General features: G+C 59.0%; 16 protein-coding genes and 1 pseudogene. 11 read left to right on the top strand and 6 right to left on the bottom strand.

Annotated features, from left to right (window positions below):
* Positions 1-93 precede the first annotated feature (93 nt).
* A pseudogene (locus tag WA157_RS14590) lies at positions 94-213 on the bottom strand (IS110 family transposase); the annotation flags it as partial.
* A gap of 136 nt (positions 214-349) precedes the next feature.
* Between WA157_RS14590 and WA157_RS14595 the strand changes: the two are divergent.
* The 5 genes from WA157_RS14595 (at position 350) to WA157_RS14615 (ending at position 3552) form a co-directional block, all read left to right on the top strand.
* On the top strand, positions 350-1222 hold the full coding sequence (locus WA157_RS14595; protein ID WP_422621656.1) for a homing endonuclease associated repeat-containing protein: 873 nt from the start codon (positions 350-352) through the stop codon (positions 1220-1222).
* A gap of 109 nt (positions 1223-1331) precedes the next feature.
* Positions 1332-1544 (top strand): putative quinol monooxygenase, encoded by a 213-nt coding sequence (locus WA157_RS14600; protein ID WP_422621657.1) that lies wholly within the window; start codon positions 1332-1334, stop codon positions 1542-1544.
* Between the two features lie 31 nt (positions 1545-1575).
* Complete coding sequence (locus WA157_RS14605) at positions 1576-2169, top strand: YdeI/OmpD-associated family protein (RefSeq protein WP_422621658.1); 594 nt, start codon at positions 1576-1578, stop codon at positions 2167-2169.
* A gap of 199 nt (positions 2170-2368) precedes the next feature.
* Complete coding sequence (locus tag WA157_RS14610) at positions 2369-2881, top strand: hypothetical protein (RefSeq protein ID WP_422621659.1); 513 nt, start codon at positions 2369-2371, stop codon at positions 2879-2881.
* Between the two features lie 83 nt (positions 2882-2964).
* Entirely contained in the window at positions 2965-3552 is a 588-nt protein-coding gene (locus WA157_RS14615; RefSeq protein WP_422621660.1) for a hypothetical protein, read from the top strand.
* A 55-nt stretch (positions 3553-3607) separates the two neighbouring features.
* Here WA157_RS14615 and WA157_RS14620 read toward each other — a convergent pair whose 3' ends face one another.
* Positions 3608-4789, bottom strand: coding sequence for an MFS transporter (locus tag WA157_RS14620; protein ID WP_422621661.1), 1182 nt, complete (start codon positions 4787-4789; stop codon positions 3608-3610).
* A 23-nt stretch (positions 4790-4812) separates the two neighbouring features.
* Positions 4813-5862 carry a phosphoribosylformylglycinamidine cyclo-ligase gene (gene purM, locus WA157_RS14625; protein WP_422621662.1) on the bottom strand — a complete coding sequence of 350 codons (1050 nt, stop codon included), beginning with the start codon at positions 5860-5862 and terminating at the stop codon, positions 4813-4815.
* Between the two features lie 168 nt (positions 5863-6030).
* Here purM and hda point away from each other — a divergent pair, with 168 nt between their 5' ends.
* The 5 genes from hda to WA157_RS14650 all read left to right on the top strand — a co-directional run bounded on the left by hda (position 6031) and on the right by WA157_RS14650 (position 11493).
* Positions 6031-6717 carry a DnaA regulatory inactivator Hda gene (hda, locus tag WA157_RS14630; protein WP_422621663.1) on the top strand — a complete coding sequence of 229 codons (687 nt, stop codon included), beginning with the start codon at positions 6031-6033 and terminating at the stop codon, positions 6715-6717.
* Between the two features lie 14 nt (positions 6718-6731).
* On the top strand, positions 6732-7406 hold the full coding sequence (locus tag WA157_RS14635; protein WP_422621664.1) for an HAD family hydrolase: 675 nt from the start codon (positions 6732-6734) through the stop codon (positions 7404-7406).
* Positions 7407-7552: 146 nt separating this feature from the next.
* Positions 7553-9157, top strand: a complete 1605-nt coding sequence (gene pcnB / locus WA157_RS14640; RefSeq protein WP_422621665.1) for a polynucleotide adenylyltransferase PcnB — start codon at positions 7553-7555, stop codon at positions 9155-9157.
* Positions 9154-9630, top strand: coding sequence for a 2-amino-4-hydroxy-6-hydroxymethyldihydropteridine diphosphokinase (gene folK, locus WA157_RS14645; RefSeq protein WP_422621666.1), 477 nt, complete (start codon positions 9154-9156; stop codon positions 9628-9630). The genes pcnB and folK overlap by 4 nt, the downstream gene beginning before the upstream one ends.
* Before the next feature lie 60 nt (positions 9631-9690).
* A complete protein-coding gene (locus tag WA157_RS14650) occupies positions 9691-11493 on the top strand; it encodes a methyl-accepting chemotaxis protein (protein WP_422621667.1) in 1803 nt (600 codons plus the stop codon).
* Between the two features lie 166 nt (positions 11494-11659).
* Here WA157_RS14650 and WA157_RS14655 read toward each other — a convergent pair whose 3' ends face one another.
* The 3 genes from WA157_RS14655 to WA157_RS14665 all read right to left on the bottom strand — a co-directional run bounded on the left by WA157_RS14655 (position 11660) and on the right by WA157_RS14665 (position 15718).
* On the bottom strand, positions 11660-12115 hold the full coding sequence (locus WA157_RS14655; protein ID WP_422621668.1) for a RidA family protein: 456 nt from the start codon (positions 12113-12115) through the stop codon (positions 11660-11662).
* 88 nt (positions 12116-12203) lie between these two features.
* Complete coding sequence (locus WA157_RS14660; RefSeq protein ID WP_422621669.1) at positions 12204-13106, bottom strand: transglutaminase family protein; 903 nt, start codon at positions 13104-13106, stop codon at positions 12204-12206.
* The gene (locus WA157_RS14665; RefSeq protein ID WP_422621670.1) at positions 13103-15718 is read right to left on the bottom strand and encodes a circularly permuted type 2 ATP-grasp protein; all 2616 of its coding nucleotides are present in this window, start codon (positions 15716-15718) and stop codon (positions 13103-13105) included. Before WA157_RS14665 ends, WA157_RS14660 begins: the two co-directional genes overlap by 4 nt.
* Positions 15719-15885: 167 nt before the next feature.
* On the opposite strand from WA157_RS14665, the gene pssA reads away from it, so the two are divergent.
* Complete coding sequence (pssA, locus tag WA157_RS14670; protein ID WP_422621671.1) at positions 15886-16479, top strand: CDP-diacylglycerol--serine O-phosphatidyltransferase; 594 nt, start codon at positions 15886-15888, stop codon at positions 16477-16479.
* The last annotated feature ends 205 nt before the right edge of the window (positions 16480-16684 follow it).

Below are 16684 nucleotides of genomic sequence, written 5' to 3' on the forward strand. Positions count from 1 at the left end.
GGTAACGTCCTGCCGGGTATTGACCCAGGCGGTGCAATAGCCAGGTTTAACCAGCCATCACGCCGCGCTCAGGGTGGGGGAATTTGAGGTGGCCACAAGTGGGGGAATTTGGGTGGCCATCAGGGGTAGGGCACCACGAACTTGGCCACCATCATGCGCATGCACGGCGAAAACGTTCCTCGCGAGGTCAATTCCAACGGTTACGATAGCCATGATTTCCCCTCTCAAGTAAGTTGATGAAAATTTTGACCTCTCCATCGTGGCACTTTGTAGCCGTAAACCGCAACCCTGACGGAGCTCGGCTCGCTTGGGACTGGGAAGTCCCTTTCATTCGTTAGATTTCTGAGCCATGCATTTCGAACTTGACCACCTTGAGTCATATGACGATCAGGCGCTGATTGAAGAACTACGCCGAGTCGCTGCGCTCGTCGCTACGCCAACGCTGACTATTGGTCAATTCACTGCTCTTGCCAAGGTTCACGGCTCAACGCTACAAAAGCGCTTCGGGGGCTGGAGGCGCGCCTTAGAGGTGGCCGGCCTTACCGAACGAATTGACGGTAGCAACCTAAGCAAAACGCGTGAAGAAATTTTAAGTGCGATGGCGGCTACTGCCGCCACGCTCAAGAAGGAAACAATCACAATTCAGGAGTTCCTGGCGCACACCGGTGTTACAGGCACACCCGTTCGGCGCATTTTCGGCTCATGGAAATCAGCTCTACTGGCTGCTGGCATGAGCCAATCTCCGCTTGCCAAACGCTATACGGACGAGGAGTGCTTTGAAAACATGCTCGCTGTCTGGACACACTACGGTCGTCCACCGCAGCACGACGAGATGAATCAAGACCCATCCCAAGTCGGATCAAAGGCATATGTCCGTCGGTGGGGAACTTGGCGCAAGGCACTACAAGCTTTCGTTCAGCGGGTTAATGGTGACGCCCCTGCTCCCATTGCGGTGCCAGAATCAGCTTCTGTAAAAGCTCCTCTCTCTCTGGTTACTTCGGATAGAGGCCCAAGAGACATTCCCTTAGCGCTCCGCTACTACGTGCTTAAGCGGGATAGCTTCCGTTGCGTAACTTGTGGTTCGTCACCGGCCATCACGCGAGGCGTCGTATTGCACATAGATCACATTCACCCGTGGGCACGTGGTGGTGCAACCGTTGTGGATAACCTTCGGACACTTTGCTTGCCCTGCAATCTTGGCAAAGGAGTGTCACCCGCGTGACGAAATCTAATATTTCGAGAGGGACGTTCCGCCAGCATTCAATGAGCGTTACGCGAATCAATAAGTTCGAAGCCAAGGAAGGAGGGCTACCGGTCTCCATGAGTTCCTGATGTCGATCGTTTCCTTCATTGAACAGTCGCAAGGTTGCAGGTCGTGTCAGGTTCTTCAAAATCAGGAAAGGCTGAACAAGTTCGTGGTCATTGAAGTGTGGGACTCGGTTTCTGCGCATCAGGCTTCGGTGAAGGTCATTCCACCTGAAAAAATCGCTGTAATCATGCCCCTGTTGGCAAGCCCGCCTGGCGGTGCGTATTACGCTGCGTAAGCTTGCCTGCGGCCACTTCGGAAAATCTAAAGTGAAACCTCAAGCCAAGTCATCCACAACTCTGCCGATTCAGCACTTTGAGCAACAGAGAGACTGGGCCAATTGGTTGGCAGAAAACCACAGCACGTCGCCCGGACTATGGTTGCAACTCGCGAAAAAAGGCGTCGCAATACAGTCAGTTTCGTACGATGAAGCCATTGAGGTCGCGCTTTGCTTCGGATGGATAGATGGACAAAAGCAGACCCACAACGAGCAGTTTTGGCTCCAGAAATTCACTCGGCGCTCGGATAAAAGCGTTTGGTCCAAGATCAATAAGGACAAGGCACTTGCCCTGATCAAAACGGGAAAAATGAAACCTACTGGGCTCCAAGAAGTTGAGCGCGCCAAAAGTGACGGGCGCTGGGACGCTGCGTATGACTCAGCCAGTAAGGCCACAGTACCAAGTGACTTCCAGTCCGCACTGGACAGCAATACACGAGCTAAGAACTTCTTTGGAACCCTTGATAGTCGGAATCGATACGCCATTCTGTTCAGAATTCAAACCGCTAAGAAGGCCGAAACACGCGCGAAGAAAATTGCCCAATTCGTACTAATGCTGGAACGGCATGAGAAGGTGCATTCATGATCAATTCATCAACGTTGCCAAAATGCCGCCCAACCAATCATTCCACCGGACCTGCGCGAAAAGCCGCGCAGTCCGGTGAATTCAAACGTTAGCGATCCAGCCGGCCGTGCCCGGACTCCGTGCCGAAGAAACTTGAATTTAGATCGTTGATTTGTATGAATATTTTTGAAGTTACTTAAGAGGCCACACAGGAGAAGCAATGCAAACACCAACCAACCTACCGGAAGCGCTGCAGTACATCGCCAAGCAGCAACAAGAGAAGGTTGCTTCCCAAATCGCTGAGGCGCAACTGAAGCTGCTGACGGTTTCGTATGACAAGGCTGCTAGCTACACGACCGTCATTATCTTTGGTGGCTACGCCGGCATGTTCGCACTCTGGCAGCTATCCAAAGAGTTCCTTTCAAAGGAGCAGGCGCTTTGGTCAGCGCTCTTGGTCCTTGTCTCACTGTTGTCGTTCGTCTTATTCGAAGTCCTTAAAATGATTTTAGTAACACGCTCAGTATTTAAGAAGCTCGCTGTATTGCGGGTGCCTGAAGTTCGAGCCAATCCACAACGACTTTTGGCTGCACTTACCGAGCTTGAAGAATCGCAACACGCAGGGCTCGGTGGGTTCTTAGTCGCTTGGGCAATTACGGTCGCGGTCGCGCTTGGTGGTGCGTTGGCAGGCGCCGGGATCCTCGGCTATTCCTTCATTGTTGGCTTGGCACGATGAGGCCTAACCCGACGCTCAAGTTCGCTCCCTCCGGTCGCTGGGACGCGCCTTCGGCGCGCCCCTTAGCTTCACGTTAGAGCCCTATGTCATCGGCTACGGAACAATGGGAACAGTTGCTGACTCCTGCGGTAATGCAGGAGAAGTTGATTTCCGCTTCCTTGTACGTTACTGCCTTCGAACTGCTGAAAGAATCAATTATTGGCCGTATTCGCTCTTTCTACATGGTTGGCTTTGACGCGGGTGGCGATGTCATCGACGAAAAGTACGAGACGGTTGTTCTTTCCAGAAACAAGAATCCATTGCTTGCCTCGCTCGATTGGCTATCCGTGAACAATGTGGTTGACGAGAATGACCGTCAGGCATTCGAGCGCATTAGAACTACAAGAAATTTGCTCGCCCACGAGTTACCCGCAATGGTCATGGGTGGCAAGGATTTCCATCACGTCGAGAGATTCCAAGAGTTGATTGCCCTGCTCAAGAAAATTGAAGTCTGGTGGGTTGTGAATATGGAAATTCCAGTTAATCCAGACTTCGACGGAAAGGAAATCGATGAAGAAGGCATTGTTCCCGGCCCTGTCCTCATGCTCCAGATGATGCTCGAAGTACTGTCGGGAAACGAAGAGCTTTTGAAGCACTATCGGGCGAATAGCAATGTTGCTGCCGGGCTCTAACCCGGCAGTCAACCGGACCTGCGCGAAAAGCCACGCAAGCCGGTGAATTCAAACGTTAACGCGCCAAGCCACGCGGCTGCAGCACCAGCAGCAACAACGCCAGCGCCGCAAAGCCGATGCCGGCCACAAAGGTGAACGACGCGCCCCAGCCCTGCCAGAGCCAGCCTGCCAGCCCACTGGCGATCAGCATCGCCACGCCGCTGAGCAGGTTGAAAAATCCGTAGCCGGTGCCGCGCAAATCCGCTGGTGCAGTGTCTGCCACCATGGCCGCCAGCAGGCCTTGCGTCATGGCCATGTGCAAGCCCCACAACGCCACGCCAGCCCAGAACACCACGCCGCTGTTGCTGTAAGCCAATAGAGAGTCAGCGCCGATCAACAGCAGCAGCCCCCAGCCTAACAAGGAAGTGTGGCGCACTTTGTCGGCCAGCTTGCCAAACGGGTAGGCGCAAGACGCGTAGACGATGTTCATGCCGATCAGCACCAGCGGCGTCCAGGCCAGCGCCAGGCCGCCTTGTTGCGCGCGCAGCACCAAAAAAGCCTCGCTGAACCGCGCCAGCGTGAATATTGCACCCACGCCCACCACCCACCAGTAAGCAGGGCTCAGGCGGGCCAGGTTGGCGCGGCTGATCGGGTTGCTGCGCTTGGTTGTGATGGGTTGATCAGGCTCCTTGACGCCCCACACCAGCAGCGCCACACACATGAAGGCGGGCACAGTCGCCACCCAGAACACGGCGCGAAAGTTATCGTTCCACAGCAGCATGAAGACGACTGCCAACGTGGGCCCCAAAAACGCGCCCACCGTGTCAAGCGACTGGCGCAGGCCAAATGCGGCGCCGCGCAGCTCGGGCGGTGCAATATCGGCCACCAAAGCATCACGTGGCGCACCGCGGATGCCTTTGCCCACGCGGTCCAGCAAACGGGCCGTGATGATCCAGCCGCTGGAGGTGGCCAGGGCAAACAGCGGCTTGGAAAACGCCCCCAGGCCGTAGCCCAGCACCGCCAGCGGTTTGCGCTTGCCCCAGTAATCGCTCAAAGCGCCGGAAAACACCTTGATGATCAGCGCCGTGGCTTCGGCTGCGCCTTCAATCAGTCCGACCACAAACATGCTGATGCCCAGCGTGGTCACCATAAAGACCGGCAGCAGGCTGTGGATCAGCTCACTGGAAACATCCATCAGCAGGCTGACAAAGCCCAGCGCCCAGATGCTGGGGGGAATTTTGCGCAGCGGGGTGTCCATCCAGCGCTCGGGTCAGACTAACGTTAGCGCACCAGTACCGCCGCATCGTCGCCACGTGCGGCGATCACACCAATGACATACACGGTTTCACCTGCGGCGCGCAGTGTGGCCGCACAGGCGGCGGCTTGTGACGCATCAATCACCACCACCATGCCAATGCCGTTATTGAACGTGCGATTCATCTCAAAGTCGTCAATGCCAGCCGTTTTTTGCAGCCAGGCAAACAGCTCGGTTTGCGGCCAGCTGCCCTTCGTCAAGTGCGCCGCGGTGCCCTCGGGCAGCACGCGGGGGATGTTTTCCAGCAAACCGCCCCCGGTGATGTGGGCCAGTGCCTTGATGGGGTGGGCAGCCAGCGCGGTCAGCACGTTTTTGACATACAGGCGGGTGGGCTCCATCAGCGCTTGTTTGAACGGTTTGCCGTCCAGCGTGGCCGGGGCATTGGCACCCGCGCGCTCAATGCACTTGCGCACCAGGCTGAAGCCATTGGAATGCACGCCGCTGCTGGCCAGGCCCATGACCACATCGCCGGGCTTGATAGCCGCGCCGGTCAGGATTTTTGACTTTTCGACTGCGCCGACACAGAAACCGGCCAAGTCGTATTCGCCCGCCGGGTACATGCCGGGCATTTCAGCGGTTTCGCCGCCAATCAGCGCACAGCCGGACAGCTCGCAGCCCTTGGCAACGCCGCCCACCACGGCGGCGGCGGTGTCCACATCAAGCTTGCCGCAGGCAAAGTAGTCCAGGAAAAACAAGGGCTCGGCCCCTTGCACCAGCACGTCGTTGACGCTCATGGCGACCAGATCAATGCCGACCGTATCGTGCATATTCCACTCAAACGCCAGCTTGAGCTTGGTGCCGACACCGTCGGTGCCGCTCACCAGCACCGGCTCCTTGTAGCGCTTTGGCACCTCAAACAAGGCGCCAAAGCCGCCAATACCCGCCAGCACGCCTTCGCGCATGGTCTTTTTGGCCAGGGGTTTGATGCGCTCAATCAGGGCGTCACCTGCGTCAATGTCAACGCCGGCGTCTTTGTAGGAAAGGGGGGAAGCAGAGGAAGCGTTAATGTGGGTCATGAAAGATGCCTTGAAAAATGCGTTGGCAGGGCGTATGCAAGCAGGCCGTGGGGTGGAAAAAAGCGCGAGCCTGGAGCCCGATAGAATTTGGCAAGATTTTAAGGGTATGTATTCAGTCCGCCAGATGCAATTTACTTTCACTCCAAAAAGGGCCGTCTGCGCACACTTATGAAACAAATTGCCCTGGATATTGGCTTGGCGACCGGCCCTACGTTGAGCAGCTTTTTTGCTGGCCCGAATGAGGCGGCTCTGCGCCATCTGCAAATCTGGGTTGGCGACGGTGCCGGTGCATCGGCGCGTTCACCCGTGCCGATTTACCTCTTTGGCAGTGCTGGCAGCGGCAAAACGCATTTGCTCAAGGCGGTACAGGAGGCTCTTCGCGTGCAGGGCGCCAGTGTGGGCTGGCTCGACGCCAGCGTGCAGCAGCCGCCGGAATTCGATGAGCGTTGGGCGGCGGTGCTGATGGACGACGTGCATTTTTACAACGCGGTGCAGCAGCAGGCCGCGTTTAACTGGTTCATCAATGCCCAAACCTGGCAGCGCGGTGTGCTGGCGGCCGGTGAGTTGCCGCCGGCTGACCTGAAATTGCGTGATGACCTGCGCACCCGGCTCGGTTGGGGCCATGTGTTTCAGCTCCAACTGCTCAGTGAGCCGGAGCGGCGCGCCGTTTTACGCCAGGCGGCCGATGCGCGCGGGCTGTTTTTGAGCGACGAGGTGATGGACTTCATGTTGACACGCTTCAGCCGTGACTTGGGGAATCTGATGGAGTTGCTGAACCTGATTGACGGCTACGCCCTGCAAACCAAGCGGGCGATTACCATTCCCCTGATCAAATCCATGATGGACAACACGTAATTGACAATCGACCCATGAAATTGACCCTTTTTGACCTTGACCACACCTTGTTGCCGATTGATTCTGATTACGCATGGGGCGTTTTTACCAGCACCATCGGCTGGACCGATCCGCTGGAGTTCAACCAGCGCAACGATGAATTTTTTGCCCATTACCAGGCTGGCACGCTTGACATTCATGAGTACGTGCGCTTTGCCACCGCGGCGCTGCGTCAGCAGGGGCCGATTCATGCGCAAGCGGCGCATGTTCAGTTCATGAAGACGGTGGTGGCCCCCGTCATCAAGGAGCAGGCAGTGGCACTGGTGCGCCAACACCAGCAGGCGGGCGATGAGGTGCTGATCGTCACGGCCACCAATGACTTTGTGACACGCCCGATTGCGCAGGCCTTCGGCGTTGGCGAATTGATTGCGGTTGAACTGGAGCGCGACACGGCGCCTGGGGGTAGCGGCTGGATCACGGGCGAAATAGTCGGCGTGCCCTCGTTCCGGGAAGGAAAAATCACGCGAGTGACGCAGTGGCTAGCCAGCCGCCAGCTGGATTGGGCCGATGTGGAGACTACTTTTTACAGTGACTCCATGAACGATCTGAGCCTGCTGGAGCGCGTGACGCACCCCGTGGCCACCAACCCGGAAGCGCCTTTGCGGGCCGTGGCCAGCGAGCGTGGATGGCGCATACTTGATCTGTTTTGAAGAGATGCCTACAAAATGTTGAGGACAGAGCTGGCGGACATCTGATGATTAGTTGAGGACAGAGCTTGTTCACTGCGTGTAACTGCGGTCTTTCCCGCAAAATGATCGATTTGTAGCTGCGGTCTGTCCCACAAAATATTAAAAATATGATTAAAAAATTTATTGACCGGTTATTAGGCAAAACGTCAACCAAAGGCAAAAAACCTCAATTTGGCAAGCGCGAAGAGGTGGGTGTGGCGGTGCACGGTATCGATCCGAAACTGGTCGATGAGCGCGCGCTCAACGTGGTGCGTACCCTTAAAAATGCAGGGTTCGAGGCTTATGTCGTTGGTGGCGCTGTGCGCGACCTGATGGTCGGCCTGGCACCTAAAGACTTTGATGTGGCGACCAATGCCACCCCGGAGCAGGTCAAGGGCTTGTTCCGGCGTGCTTTCATCATTGGGCGGCGCTTTCGTATCGTGCACGTGGTGTATGGACGTGGCCGCGAGCACGAGGTGATTGAGGTCTCCACCTTCCGCGCCTACATGGACAACGCGGCCGCCGAACAGGTGGCGGGCAACGAGAAGACCAGCAAAAGCGAGTTGGCCGGGATGAAACACGCGGTCGACTCCAGCGGCCGTGTGCTGCGCGACAACGTCTGGGGCCCGCAGGAAGAAGACGCGGTGCGGCGCGACTTCACCATCAACGCCATGTACTACGACCCCGAAACGCAAATTGTGGTTGATTACCACCATGGCATCAAAGATTCGAAAAACAGGGTGATCCGCATGATTGGCGACCCGGCGACGCGCTACCGCGAAGACCCGGTGCGCATCATCCGTGCCGTGCGTTTTGCCGCCAAACTCAGCGGCCTGGGCTTCAAGCTCGAAGCCAAAACGGCGGCGCCGCTGGTCAAGTCGCAAGAGCTACTGGCCGAGGTGCCGCAGAGCCGTTTGTTTGACGAGATGCTCAAGCTGTTGCAAACCGGCCATGCATTGGCCTCGATCGAGCAGCTCAAAGCACTGGGTATGGCGCGCGGCATTTATCCGCTGCTTGACGTGGTGGTGCAGCGCGCTGAGCAAGCCTTCGTCAGGGCCGCCTTGCGAGACACCGACCGCCGCGTGGGCGAAGGCAAGCCGGTGGTGGCCAGTTTCCTGCTGGCCTGCGTTTTGTGGGCCGATGTGCGTGACGGCTGGGCCAAACGCATCAACGAGCGCCAGCATGCCCATCCGGCGCTGCAGGATGCGATCGAAGATGTGTTCAATTCCCATATTGGCGATGTATCGGGCCGCGGCAAATTGGGCGGTGACATGCGTGAAATCTGGATGATGCAGCCCCGCTTTGAGAAGCGCGTGGGCAGTGCGCCCTTTGGTCTGGTCGAGCAGGCGCGCTTTCGCGCCGCCTTTGACTTTATGCGGCTGCGCGCTGAAACCGGCGAGATCGACGAGGTGCTGGCCGACTGGTGGCAGGAGTTCAGCCTGGCCGATGACAACCTGCGCCAGGACATGGTGGATCAGGTCCGTGAAGAACAGCAGCAACAGCAGCGCCAGCGGGCGCCGCGCGTGCACAAGGCACCTGCGCCGCGCGTTTCACCCGATGCGGCGCAAGCGGCACCGTCCGTGGCGCGTGATGCTGTTTCTGATACGCAGGATGACCAGTCCGCTTTGAGCGCAGTGGCCGACGCGACTGATGCACCCAAAAAACGCCGCCGCCGCAGACGCAGCAACGGCCCCCGGAACGTTGGCGAGCAAGCGCCGGACGCGGGCGTTTGAGCGCGCCGGAGCAAACCCCGGTCACTGCCTATATTGCGCTGGGCGCCAATCTGGGTGACCCGCAGGCAACGATTCTCAAGGCCGTGAATGACCTGGCGCTGATCCACGGCGTCAGTCTGGTCAAGTGCTCCTCCCTGTATCAAACCGCGCCGCTGGACGCCGGCGGCCCGGATTATGTGAATGCCGTGGTCGAGCTACAGACGATCTTGACGGCGCCGGCTCTGCTGGCGCAGTTGCAGGCGTTGGAGCAAGCAGCCGGGCGCCAGCGTCCCTTTCGCAACGCCCCGCGCACACTGGACCTGGATCTCTTGACCTATGGCGACGCCCGCATCCAGAGTGAGGCACTCACGATTCCGCACCCGCGTATGGGGGAACGCGCCTTTGTGTTGGTGCCACTGGCCGAGATTGCGCCGCAGGCTGTGAGCGCCGCGCAATTGCTGGCGGTGCAAAGTCAGTGTATTAAGCGACTTTGACAGGGCTGGCAGCTTCAGACGGCACGGCCGCAATTTCGAGCGGCAATTGCCTATCGTAAGATGCTGCGACAACATCATTATTGGAGATACGCCGTGAATTTGAATAACATGCGCCTGGCCGCCAAGTTGTGGCTGGCCGTCGGCCTGATTGTGTTGGGTTTGGCGTTGGTGGTGGGCTACACCGCTTCTCGCTCCGCCAGTGATCGCGTGGAAAGCACGGCTATTCTGGAGGCGCTCAATCAGAAGATCAAACTCGCCAGCCAATGGTCCGGTCTGACAGAAACCAATGCGGCGCGCTCCCAAGCGGTGTTGCTTAGCAGTGACCCTACGGTAGAAATCGGCCTGAAAGATGCAATAGCAAACACCTCGGCTCAAATTGGCGGCATTCAAAAAAGCATTGAAGCGGGCGAACTCACATCGACTGACCGCAGTCAGCTCCAGACCATTGCCAATAACCGCAAGCTTGTGCTGGAGACACGGGCACTGGCCATGAAGCAGCGTGCCGATGGTCTGCCGGCCGAGGTCACCACGACGATCAATACGCTCTATCAGCCAGCGATGTCGGCCTATCAAAAATCGCAGCGTGACTTTGTGGCCCTGCAAGAGCAGGCTTACGAAAAAACGCGTACCCATTACGCGCAACGGGCCAAAGAGCTGATCGCCATGTCCAGCATCTTGATGGCTCTGCTGGTGGCCGCTATTCTGGGCGGCGCGGCCTGGCTGATCCGCTCCATACGGCAGCCACTGCTTGGAGCCAATGAGTTGGCCGCCCGCATTGCGCAAGGCGATCTCAGCATGCAGATTGATACCTCGCGTGGCGATGAGTTTGGTGATCTGATGAGGTCGCTGGCCGCCATGAATGAGTCGCTCGGGCGGATGGTGAATCAGGTGCGCCAAAGCACCGATAGCATTGCGACGGCCAGCGCCGAGATTGCCACCGGCAACAATGATCTGGCCCAGCGTACCGAACAAACGTCAAGCAACCTGCAATCCACCGCTTCCAGCATGGACCAGTTGACCACGAACGTGCAGCAAAGTGCCGACAACGCACGCCAGGCCAGCGTGCTGGCCGCCAATGCGTCCTCGGTGGCGGAGAAGGGCGGCGCGGTGGTCCAGCAAGTGGTCTCCACAATGGAAGAGATCAATGTCAGCAGCAAGAAGATCGCCGACATCATTGGTGTCATCGACGGCATTGCGTTTCAGACCAATATTCTGGCGCTCAATGCGGCGGTGGAAGCGGCGCGGGCCGGTGAACAGGGGCGCGGCTTTGCCGTGGTGGCGAGCGAAGTGCGCAGCCTGGCGCAGCGCAGCGCCGAGGCGGCCAAAGAAATCAAGACCTTGATTGGCACCTCGGTCGATAAGGTGGCCTCGGGTACCAAGCTGGTGTCTGACGCGGGCACGACCATGAGCGACATTGTGCAGTCGGTGCGCAAGGTGGCCGATGTCATTGGCGAGATCACGGCCGCGTCCAGCGAGCAAAGCACTGGCATTGCCCATGTCAATCAGGCCATTGGCAACCTGGACCAGATGACGCAGCAAAATGCCGCCTTGGTCGAAGAGAGTGCCGCTGCCGCCGAGAGCCTGCGCGAGCAAGCCAGCCAGCTGGCGCAAGCAGTGTCGGTGTTCAAGATCAGCGGTGCGGCGGTGACCGTGCAGCCGCGCCCGACGCGGGACATCACACCGCGTGCCAGTGCGCTCCCCTACAAACGGCCGCAGCCGCTGGCCAAACCCAAGCCTGCCAGCGCCGCCCTGGGCCATACCCGTGCCGCTGTGCCGGCCCGAAAACCGCTTGCCTTGTCAGCAGTCAAAAAACCGGCCCCAGCGCCTACCCAACCCGCCGATGCAGATTGGGAGACCTTCTGAAACTTTGCGGGACAGACCGCAGCTACACAAAGTGAGCAAGCTCTGTCCTCAACATTTTAGAATTTGCGGGACAGACCGCAGTTACACGGAGTGAACAAGCTCTGTCCTCAACTGATCATCGGATGTCCGCAAGCTCTGTCCCCAACCCTTTAAAACTTGTTTTAGATCACTCCACTTCAGCAATCAGTTCAATTTCCACGCATGCACCCAGCGGGATTTGGGCCACGCCAAAGGCGCTGCGGGCGTGGGCACCTTTGTCGCCAAAGACCTCACCAAATAGTTCGCTGGCGCCATTGGTCACCAGATGCTGCTCGGTAAAGTCACCGGTGGAGTTGACCAGTGACATGAGCTTGACAATGCGCTTGATACGGTTCAGGTCACCCACCGCCGCATGCAAGGTGCCCATCAGATCAATTGCGATGGCGCGGGCAGCGGCTTTGCCGTCCTCGATGCTGATGTTTTTGCCGAATTGGCCGACCCAGACCTTGCCGTCTTTCTTGGCCAGGTGACCGCTCAAAAAAACCAGCTTGCCAGTTTGAACAAACGGCACATAAGCCGCGGCGGGCGCGGCGACGGGCGGCAGGGTGATGTTGAGTTGGGTGAGTTTGGCGTAAATGCTCATAGCGCTTCCTTTGTGGGTTTATGAATGAAATCGGCCTCTAGCCCCCGTCGAATAAGCGGGTGTAGCTATCTAAATTGTAGTATTTTACTTACTTTCCGGTGGGGGCCGCCTCGACTGTTACCCCGACCAGCAAGGTATGGTTGGCACCGCCGTGGATGACGCCGCGAATCGGCGACACGTCCGAGAAGTCGCGTCCCAGGGCCAGCGTGACATAGTCTGCGCCGGGGGAGTGCCAGCCACTGCGGTTGTTGGTGGGGTCCAGATCGAACCAGCGCGCACCCTCGGGCAGATCCGGAACATACACCGACACCCAGGCGTGGGATGCATCACTGCCTTTGAGTTTGACCGTGCCCGGCGCGGGCTGGGTCAGCAAATAGCCGCTGACATAGCGTGCCGCGAGCCCCATGGCCCGCAGGCAGGCAATCATGATGTGGGCAAAATCCTGGCATACCCCTTTGCGCTGCGCCAGCGACTCTATCGCCGGGGTGTTGATCTGGGTGCTCTGGTTCTCGTAGGCAAAGTCGCTGTGAATGCGCTGCATCAAGTCCTGCGCTGCGGCCAATACGCCGGTGCCGGTGGTGAAACTGGGCTGCGCGTAGGCGGCAAATTCGCTGTGTCGGGGCACAAAGGGTGAAGCAAATACAAATTCTGTCGCGGCGTCAAAGCGCCCTCCCGAGTGATACCGAAACAGCTCCCGGGTTTGCTCCCAACTGATGCTGCTTGCAGGTGGTGAAGAATCGATCGTCTCGACCACGCTGTGTGCCACCACCGTGAGGGTCGTGTGCGGTGTCAGCAGTGAAAAATAACAACGGGTGTTGCCAAAGACGTCTTGTGTCCGGCTGATCTGGGCCGGTATCGGGTCGATCTGCAGCGTGTGTTCCAGAAGCCTTTGACCTCGCGTATTCAGGGGTTGCAGGTAGGCCATGTGCTGCGCGGTTTCTACCGCTGGCGCGTAGTCATAGCGGGTTTCGTGGGTTACGCTCAGTTTCATGGGCCCACGCTCCCGTTGATTTCTCCCGAATGCGTGAAGTAGGTGCTGTTGATTGCATTCGATACATCAATGGCCACCCCCGAGCACTGCAGCAGCAAATCGTTCAGCGCAAAGAAGTACCCGTTTGAACCCGATGGCCGGGTTTCGCACAGCTGCGCCAGGTCCCACGTCTGCGGGTCGGGCACGCGCAATGACAAGGCGCCGAGTTGACCGGGCGCACCGTCGGCCAACTCGGCCAGACACCCGCGCAGCGCGCGTGCCGCCCAAGCCAAGGAACGCGGGTTGTGGGGGTCAAGCACCAGCAAGTCAAGCAGGGCGGCCATGTCACGGCTTTGCGGGTACCGGGCATGAAAAGTGATGGTGCAGTCAAACAGCGCCATCATGGCTTCAAAGCCCCCTTCGGTGTGCACACTGCCGGTCTCAAAGCCGCGCGCCAGGGCGCCAGCAAAAAACCCCAGACGCTCAATATGCCGACCCAGGCTCAGCAAGCGCCAGCCGTCGTCGCGCGTCATGCGATCCGTCTGGGCGCCGGTGATGGCGGCCATGTGCTCACTGGTGTTTTTCAGCAGTTGCAGGGCCGCCTGCGACGAGAAGTCGCCGCTGCTGGTGTGCTCAGCGCAGCCTGCAAACAACTCTTCTTCGGCCCGGACAATGACGCGCCAATGCGCTGGCGACAACTGTTCGCGCACGCTGGAGGCGGCCATTTTCAGGGCTCGCAGGTAATAGCCAACACTGGTCGCGCCGTCGCTGCTGCCCAGACTGGCGATCAGCGAGCGCTCAAAGACGCGGCGCGCCTGGGCGGGCGACGGCACACCCGGCAGCACCAGTGTGTTGGCCAGCGCCATGTCGCCAAGCCACGCCAGCAAGGCCGGCGACGACTGCTCTTCGCCGTTGAGGCATTCCAGCGTCAGGCGGGCCAGACGCAGTGCGTTTTCGGCACGCTCGGTGTAGCGGCTCAGCCAAAAGAGATTTTCTGCTGCGCGGCTGGTGACCAGTCGCTTGGGCTGCGCCACCGAAGCCGCTGTCATGTCCGGCTGCAACAGTGTCGTCTGGTCAGCTTCGCCGTGGGTCAGTGCCCAGACGTCGGCGCTGCGGCCGACGCGCAGCATGGCGGCAAGCTCTGCCGTGGCGCTGGCCACGCGCGCCAGTCCGCCCGGCAGTACGCGCCAGGACTGCAAGCCGCTTGAGACCACAAATACCCGCAGCATGACCGAGCGGGGCAGCATTTGACCCGCAGACCCACCGCCAGCGTCCGCTCTGCTCGCGCTGGTGGCTGGCGCTGCTGTCTGCCAGGTTGGCATTTGAGATAAGGGCAGGTAAGCCTGAATCGTGTGTGCTTCACTTTGACGCGCGATACGCCCGGCCCATTCGTCGAGTTCGCGCGCTGACAGGCAGCATCCCGGCACGGCATCAAAACTGTTGTGGACGGGCGAGCCGGGGTAGGTGGCTTTGATGACGCTGTCGCGCAGCCGGGGCAGGGCATCTGCCAGGGCCGGGCGTTCACCACACCACCAGGTGGGCAGGGCGGGTAATTGCAGCTCTTCGCCCAGCAAATGGCGTGACACGGCGGGCAAAAAGCCGAGCAGGGCGGGCGACTCCAGAAAAGCCGAGCCCGGCGCATTGGCCACCAGCACATGGCCTGCGCGGATGGCCTGCAACAAGCCCGGCACGCCCAGGGCGGAGTCAGCGCGCAGCTCCAGCGGATCCAGGTACTCATCGTCAACCCGCGTCAACAGGCCATGCACCGGCACCAGGCCTTTGAGGGTCTTGAGGTAGAGCCGCTCGTCGCGCACGATCAAGTCGCTGCCTTCCACCAGGCTCAAGCCCAGGTAACGCGCCAGGCAGGCCTGTTCAAAATAGGTTTCGTTGTAAGGGCCGGGGGTGAGCAAGGCGAGGTGCGCGTTCGCCCCGCTCGGGCACATCGTTTTCAGGTTGTCCATCAGGGCGCGGTAAGCGCCGGCCAGACCTTGCACGCGCAGGTCCTGAAAGGCCTCGGGAAATTGGCTGGCAACCGCCAGCCGGTTTCCCAGCAAATTGCCCAAACCCGATGGCGCCTGACAATGCTGGCCCACCAGCCACCAGTTGCCATCCGGACCGCGCGCCAGGTCGAAGGCCGCAAGGTGCAAATGCATGCCGCCGACCGGCTTGACGCCGTGCATGGCACGCAGGTAGCCAGGGTGCCCCTGCACCAGCGCGGGTGGCAACCAGCCCTTCATCAGCAACTGCTGCGGCCCGTAGATGTCGGCCATGATCCGCTCCAGCAGCCGGATGCGTTGCAGCACGCCAGACTCAATCTGCTGCCAGCTGTCGGGCTCAATGATCAGCGGAAACAAGTCCAGCGACCAGGGGCGCTGCAGCCCGTCTTCGTCGGCATGGATGTTGCAAGTGACGCCGTTGTCGCGGACCTGGCGCGCCAGACTGGCGGCGCGCTGGTTCAGGTCAAGCGCGGTCTTGTCCGCCAAATGCTCAAAGAACCGAGTCCACGCCGGCGCTAGCGGGCCTTTGTCAGCGTTTGAGTCCGCCAGCTCTGTGTCGGCCGGGCCAGCACCGGGGGCGGTGGCACCGCGCAGTTCGTCGAAATGGCCAGCCGCCGCCACTGACGCCAGCGCCATGGCCTGTGCGCCGGGCCTGTCGGGCGCCGGGGCTGCAAGTGGGGAGGGAGTTGCGTCTGTCACGGGCTTAGAGTATGCCAGCGCAGCGTTTCAGGCACTGCAAATTTTCAAAAAAGTGGAGTAACCTGCTTGCTGTGAGGACACGCACTATGACAAAGACTTTTTCGATGATTCGGGAGTTCCATCTGGCCGATTGGTTTACGCTAGGCAATGCCATATGTGGCACGGGCGCCATGTTTTCCATGATGACCTACCTGCAAACCAGTGATGTCATCCATATCTACTTTGCCTGTGGGCTGGTGTTGGCCGCTATGGTATTTGACGTGATGGATGGACGGATTGCGCGGTGGCGACAGAAAACCTCGCCTATGGGTCGTGAGCTTGATTCACTCGCTGACATCATCTCTTTTGGCGTAGCCCCGGCCGTGATTGCGTATGGTTGCGGCATGCAGGGCCTGTACGACCGCATTGTCTTGACCTATTTTGTTGCGTGCGGCGTATCGCGCCTGGCGCGCTACAACGTGACGGCCGAAGCGCTTTCTCAAGGACAAGACAAAGTGAAATACTTCGAGGGAACGCCTATCCCGACGTCGCTGCTGCTGGTCGTGCTGATGTTTGTTGCGGCCACGCAAGGTGCTCTGGGCACGTCACTTTGGTTGGGTCAGATCGCAATGGCTGGTTTCATACTGCACCCAATGGTCTTGTTGTTTGCGCTCTCTGGCTCATTGATGATCAGTCGTATACGCTTCCCCAAAATCTGAGGATGGCTAAAAGCAAACAGTCTGTGACCGACGGCTAAGTTCAGGGTTCGCAAATGGGTTTGGACTAATTTGGGCTCTAACTAGTGCTTGACAGAAAACCCGTCAACCCCAGCAACGGCGCGTGTTTTCACGGTTTTCATCGAAGTGAAGATTTTCCAAAAACCATGCTTTGAGCTGGTTTTGCGTCAAATACCGGGGCAATGCC

It is taken from the genome of Rhodoferax ferrireducens (genome assembly GCF_049302455.1).
GTDB lineage: Bacteria > Pseudomonadota > Gammaproteobacteria > Burkholderiales > Burkholderiaceae_C > Rhodoferax > Rhodoferax ferrireducens_B.

What these genes read in the sequence shown, in the direction of transcription:
- hda (WP_422621663.1), top strand. Translation starts at nt 6,031, where the DNA reads ATGAAACAAATTGCCCTGGATATTGGCTTGGCGACCGGCCCTACGTTG.
- WA157_RS14615 (WP_422621660.1), top strand. Translation starts at nt 2,965, where the DNA reads ATGTCATCGGCTACGGAACAATGGGAACAGTTGCTGACTCCTGCGGTA.
- pcnB (WP_422621665.1), top strand. Translation starts at nt 7,553, where the DNA reads ATGATTAAAAAATTTATTGACCGGTTATTAGGCAAAACGTCAACCAAA.
- WA157_RS14600 (WP_422621657.1), top strand. Translation starts at nt 1,332, where the DNA reads ATGTCGATCGTTTCCTTCATTGAACAGTCGCAAGGTTGCAGGTCGTGT.
- WA157_RS14650 (WP_422621667.1), top strand. Translation starts at nt 9,691, where the DNA reads ATGCTGCGACAACATCATTATTGGAGATACGCCGTGAATTTGAATAAC.
- WA157_RS14665 (WP_422621670.1), bottom strand. Translation starts at nt 15,718, where the DNA reads ATGGCGCTGGCGTCAGTGGCGGCGGCTGGCCATTTCGACGAACTGCGC.
- pssA (WP_422621671.1), top strand. Translation starts at nt 15,886, where the DNA reads ATGATTCGGGAGTTCCATCTGGCCGATTGGTTTACGCTAGGCAATGCC.
- WA157_RS14635 (WP_422621664.1), top strand. Translation starts at nt 6,732, where the DNA reads ATGAAATTGACCCTTTTTGACCTTGACCACACCTTGTTGCCGATTGAT.
- WA157_RS14655 (WP_422621668.1), bottom strand. Translation starts at nt 12,115, where the DNA reads ATGAGCATTTACGCCAAACTCACCCAACTCAACATCACCCTGCCGCCC.
- purM (WP_422621662.1), bottom strand. Translation starts at nt 5,862, where the DNA reads ATGACCCACATTAACGCTTCCTCTGCTTCCCCCCTTTCCTACAAAGAC.
- WA157_RS14595 (WP_422621656.1), top strand. Translation starts at nt 350, where the DNA reads ATGCATTTCGAACTTGACCACCTTGAGTCATATGACGATCAGGCGCTG.
- WA157_RS14660 (WP_422621669.1), bottom strand. Translation starts at nt 13,106, where the DNA reads ATGAAACTGAGCGTAACCCACGAAACCCGCTATGACTACGCGCCAGCG.
- WA157_RS14620 (WP_422621661.1), bottom strand. Translation starts at nt 4,789, where the DNA reads ATGGACACCCCGCTGCGCAAAATTCCCCCCAGCATCTGGGCGCTGGGC.
- WA157_RS14610 (WP_422621659.1), top strand. Translation starts at nt 2,369, where the DNA reads ATGCAAACACCAACCAACCTACCGGAAGCGCTGCAGTACATCGCCAAG.